Source organism: Frigoribacterium sp. CFBP 13605, from assembly GCF_014839405.1.
Lineage (GTDB): Bacteria > Actinomycetota > Actinomycetes > Actinomycetales > Microbacteriaceae > Frigoribacterium.
The window spans coordinates 1-4,109 of sequence record NZ_JACYNS010000161.1; the positions used below are offsets into that span (position 1 = coordinate 1).

The 4,109-nt window shown below is 72.7% G+C and carries 5 protein-coding genes; 3 read left to right on the forward strand and 2 right to left on the reverse strand.

From position 1 onward, the window contains the following. Nucleotides 1-28: 28 nt before the first annotated feature. Both IFT36_RS15470 and IFT36_RS15475 read right to left on the reverse strand, forming a co-directional pair. Nucleotides 29-1,027, reverse strand: a complete 999-nt coding sequence (locus IFT36_RS15470; protein WP_056043874.1) for a LacI family DNA-binding transcriptional regulator — start codon at nucleotides 1,025-1,027, stop codon at nucleotides 29-31. An 87-nt stretch (nucleotides 1,028-1,114) separates the two neighbouring features. Next, entirely contained in the window at nucleotides 1,115-1,594 is a 480-nt protein-coding gene (locus IFT36_RS15475; RefSeq protein WP_056043870.1) for an SRPBCC family protein, read from the reverse strand. A 130-nt stretch (nucleotides 1,595-1,724) separates the two neighbouring features. On the opposite strand from IFT36_RS15475, the gene IFT36_RS15480 reads away from it, so the two are divergent. From IFT36_RS15480 to IFT36_RS15490, 3 genes are all read left to right on the forward strand, one after another. After that, on the forward strand, nucleotides 1,725-2,654 hold the full coding sequence (locus IFT36_RS15480; RefSeq protein WP_200413594.1) for an aldo/keto reductase: 930 nt from the start codon (nucleotides 1,725-1,727) through the stop codon (nucleotides 2,652-2,654). A 368-nt stretch (nucleotides 2,655-3,022) separates the two neighbouring features. After that, on the forward strand, nucleotides 3,023-3,475 hold the full coding sequence (locus IFT36_RS15485; protein ID WP_043597358.1) for an S-ribosylhomocysteine lyase: 453 nt from the start codon (nucleotides 3,023-3,025) through the stop codon (nucleotides 3,473-3,475). Then, nucleotides 3,472-4,109 (forward strand): phosphorylase family protein (locus IFT36_RS15490; RefSeq protein WP_200413595.1); only part of this gene is annotated, 638 nt, incomplete at its 3' end. The genes IFT36_RS15485 and IFT36_RS15490, both read left to right, overlap by 4 nt.

Here is a 4,109-nt window from a genome sequence, read left to right on the forward strand (position 1 = left end):
TGCGCCGATGGGCCCGCGCCCGGGGGCGTCAGCCGCGCGCGGGTGCGGTCGAGGCGCGCGCGACGAGGGACGGCACCGGCAGGCGGCTGGCCGTGTCGGGGCTGCGTCCCTCGATGTGGGCGATCAGCGACGTCATCACGTGCGCCCCCTCGAAACCGAAGTCGAGCGCCACGGTGGAGAGCGACGGCACCATGAACCGCGCCTCGGGAGTGTCGTCGTTGCCGACCACGCTGACCTCGTGCGGCACCGAGACGCCCTCGGCGGCGAGGGCGGCGAGCAGCCCCATCGCCATGGCGTCGTTCGCGACGGCGATGGCGGTGAAGTCGTCCGTCCGGGCGGCCAGTCGCAGCCCGATGTCGTACCCGGCCGCCGCGGACCAGTCGCCGACGTCGGTGACCGTCACCGCGCCTCCGGACCCGGTCACCGCCTGGCGGAACCCGTCGGCGCGCTCGCGGGCGGCCAGCCACTGGTCCGGCCCGGCGACGTAGGCCACGCGGCGGTGGCCGAGGCCCACGAGGTGCTCGGCCGCGACCCGGCCGGCGTGCTCGTTGATCGACTCGGTGGTGCCCTCGACCATCAGCCCGAAGTCACGCGCCACGGGCACCGAGATCGCCCGGCGTTCGAGCGCCGATCGGGCGACGGCGGTCTGCGCGGTCACGACGATGCCGGCGATCTGCTGCCCGAGCATCAGGTCGAGGGCGTCGTCGACCGAGCGTTCGTCGCCGCCGTCCATCGAGACGATGTCGGTGACGTAGCCGAGCGAACGCGCGGCCTCCGTGGCCCCGGCGATCGTGCGGGCGGGCCCCGACTGGTGCATGTTGTCGGCGAGCAGCCCGATGCGGTTCGTCCGCTGCAGTCGCAGGTAGCGGGCCGCCGAGTTCGGGCGGTACTCGAGCTCGGCGAGGGCCTGCTCGACCTTCTCGCGGGTGGCGGGACGGATGCCCTCGAACCCCCGCAGGAACCTGCTGACGGTCTGGTGCGAGACGCCCGCGCGCTTCGCCACGTCGTAGATCGTGGCGTCCTTCATGCCCCGAGGGTAGCGGTGCCCGGAGGCCCGTGCCCCGCCGGGGGCGAGCCCGGGACGTGGACGAGCCCGGGGTGTGGACGCGCCCGGCTAGGCGGTGCGCTCGATCTCGCGGGTGATGCCGACGAGCACGCGGCGCATGTACGGCGCCCAGGCGAAGCGCACGATGCCGCGCACGATCGCCCCGCGCCCCGGTCGGGCGAAGAACGAGTAGGTCCAGTCGACCCGCGTGCGCCCGCTCGGGGTCGCCCGGTAGCTCCAGTCGGCGCGGCCGCCCGTCACCAGCCGCCCGAGCAGCCCGGTGAACTCGCTGAGCTCGTAGACGAAGACCCCGTCGGGCTCCACGCGCACGAGGCTCTCGACGACGCTGCTGCCGTCCGACAGCTCGAGCCGGCGGGTGCGCCCCACGGCGTCCCACGGGCCGGTCTGGTCGTGGACGGCCACGACGGCCGGGATCACCCCCGCCCGCGGATAGAACCCGACGGGGGTCAGCGGCGTCGCGATGCTCCACGCCCGGTCGAGCGGAGCGGCGGCGACGCGCGCGGTGCTCGCGCTCGCGGTGACGGTCATGCCGAGGGGTTCGGAACGGAGGGCGCGAACGACGGGACGGGTCCTCCCCAGGCGCCCCGCGCCTCCTGACCGTCCCCCGAGGAGGCGCGGGTCGGCTCCCGGGGACGCCGGACGAGAGCAGACTGGCCGCGTGAAGACGACGACGTTACCCACCACCGACCGCCCCGCCTCGACCATCGTCCTCGGGCTCATGCGCATCTCGGGCATGACCGACGACGCGATCCGTGAACTCGTGGCCGAGGCCCGAGACCTCGGCATCGACTTCTTCGACCACGCCGATGTGTACGGCGACCACCCCCACCACTGCGAGCAGCGCTTCGGCGACGCCGTCACCATGACCTCGTCCGAGCGCGACGCGATCCAGCTGCAGAGCAAGGTCGGCATCCGTGACGGCTTCTGGGACTTCTCGACCGAGCACATCCTCGAGTCGGTCGACGCCTCGCTCGCCGCCCTGCACACCGACCGCCTCGACGTGCTGCTGCTGCACCGCCCCGACGCCCTCGTCGAGCCCGACGAGGTGGCCGCCGCCTTCGACCAGCTGCACGCCGCCGGCAAGGTGCGCCACTTCGGCGTCTCGAACCACACGCCCGGCCAGGTCGAGTTGCTGAAGCGCAGCGTGACCCAGCCGCTGATCGTCAACCAGGTGCAGCTCAGCATCACCCACGCGCCGCTGATCGCCGCCGGCGTCGCGGCCAACATGGCCGGGCTCGACCAGTCCGTCGACCGTGACAACGGCATCCTCGACCACAGCCGCCTGAACGACATGACCTTGCAGGCCTGGTCGCCGTTCCAGAAGGGGTTCTTCGACGGCGTGTTCCTCGGCGACCGCGACGGCTACCCCGAGCTCAACGACGTCATCGACGAGCTCGCCACGAAGTACGACGTCCCGCCGTCGGCGATCCCCGTGGCCTGGATCACCCGGCACCCGGCCCGGATGCAGGTCGTGCTCGGCACCACGAGCGTCGCGCACCTCCGCGACAGCGCCGCGGGGTCGGACGTGCCCCTGACCCGGCCCGAGTGGTACCGGCTCTTCACGGCCGCCGGGCACACGCTGCCGTAGCGCGCTGCGCTGCGCTGCGCTGCGCTGCGCTGCCCTGCACTGGGCTGCGCCCGCCGGTCCGCCCCCCATCCCTTTTCCCCCGCTCGCCGCCACGAAGTAAACACGCCGCCAACTTTTTGCGTGGCGGGTTGTTTACTCCGTGGCGGGATGGCGGGATGGCGGGATGGCGGGATGGCGGGATGGCGGGGTGGCGGGACGAGCGGGATGAGCGGCGGAGCGGCGGGCCGCATGCGGGGTCACACTCCGACCGGCGCGGAGGGAATGTCCTAGGGTCGACAGGGCGTTGGGACGCAGAGATCGGTGCAGAGACCGAGGTGCCTCCCGCGCCCCGTCCGCACCCCGAAGGGACCATCGTGACCCAGCCCAAGATGAACGTCGAGTCGTTCAACCTCGACCACCGCACCGTCGCCGCGCCCTACGTGCGCGTCGCCGACCAGAAGACGTTGCCGCACGGCGACGTCATCACCAAGTTCGACGTCCGGTTCACGCAACCGAACGAGGCTCACCTCGACATGGCGTCGGTCCACTCGCTCGAGCACCTCTTCGCCGAGCACTCCCGCAACCGCTCCGGCGACGTCATCGACTTCTCGCCGATGGGCTGCCAGACCGGTTTCTACCTGATCCTGCAGGGCGACCCCGCGATGGACGACGTCCTGTCGCTGATCGAGGGCACCCTCACCGACATCACCACCGCGACCGAGGTCCCCGCGGCCAACGAGGTCCAGTGCGGCTGGGGTGCCAACCACACGCTCGAGGGTGCCCAGGGCGTCGCCCGCGACTTCCTCGCGGCCCGCGACGAGTGGTCGACCGTCACCCGATGAGCGGAACGCACGCCGCGCCTCCTGCCGACGGGGTCGCGGCGGTCGCCGTCCCCCCGATCATCGTCGTCGTGGCGATGGCCGACGAGGCGGCCCCGTTCGTCTCCCGGGCGTCGCGCGTCGACGAGCCGGTCGCCGTCGGCGGGTCGCTGCAGCGGGTCGTCGAGATCGACGGGGTCGAGCTGCTGCTCGTGCAGAGCGGCATCGGGTTCGTCAACGCGGCCGGAGCGGCCACGTCGGCCATCGTGCGGGCCGGCTCGCTCGAGGGTGTCGTGCCGACCGTGATCAGCGCCGGCACCGCTGCGGGCATGGGCGCCGGCATCGAGATCGGCGACGTCGTCGCGGGCTCTGAGTACGTCAACCTCGACGCCGACGCGCGCGTGTTCGGCTACCGGCTGGGGCAGGTCCCCGGGATGCCGGCCAGCTTCCACGCCGACGAGTCCCTGATGGAGGCGGCGGTCGCGTACGACACGTCCGTCCCGTCCGACACGTCGGCTGGCTCGGGCGAGACGTCGGCCGGGTCGGACGGCACGTCGGGTGGTCCGTGGGCCGTGCGCCCGGGGTTGATCGCGTCGAGCGACGCGTTCATGACCGCCGAGCGCGTGATCGGCGTGCGCAGCGCCTTCGCCGACGTCGT

Excerpts from the sequence above, each read along its gene's own strand:
- IFT36_RS15475 (WP_056043870.1), bottom strand. The coding sequence starts at position 1,594 with ATGACCGTCACCGCGAGCGCGAGCACCGCGCGCGTCGCCGCCGCTCCG.
- IFT36_RS15485 (WP_043597358.1), top strand. The coding sequence starts at position 3,023 with ATGAACGTCGAGTCGTTCAACCTCGACCACCGCACCGTCGCCGCGCCC.
- IFT36_RS15470 (WP_056043874.1), bottom strand. The coding sequence starts at position 1,027 with ATGAAGGACGCCACGATCTACGACGTGGCGAAGCGCGCGGGCGTCTCG.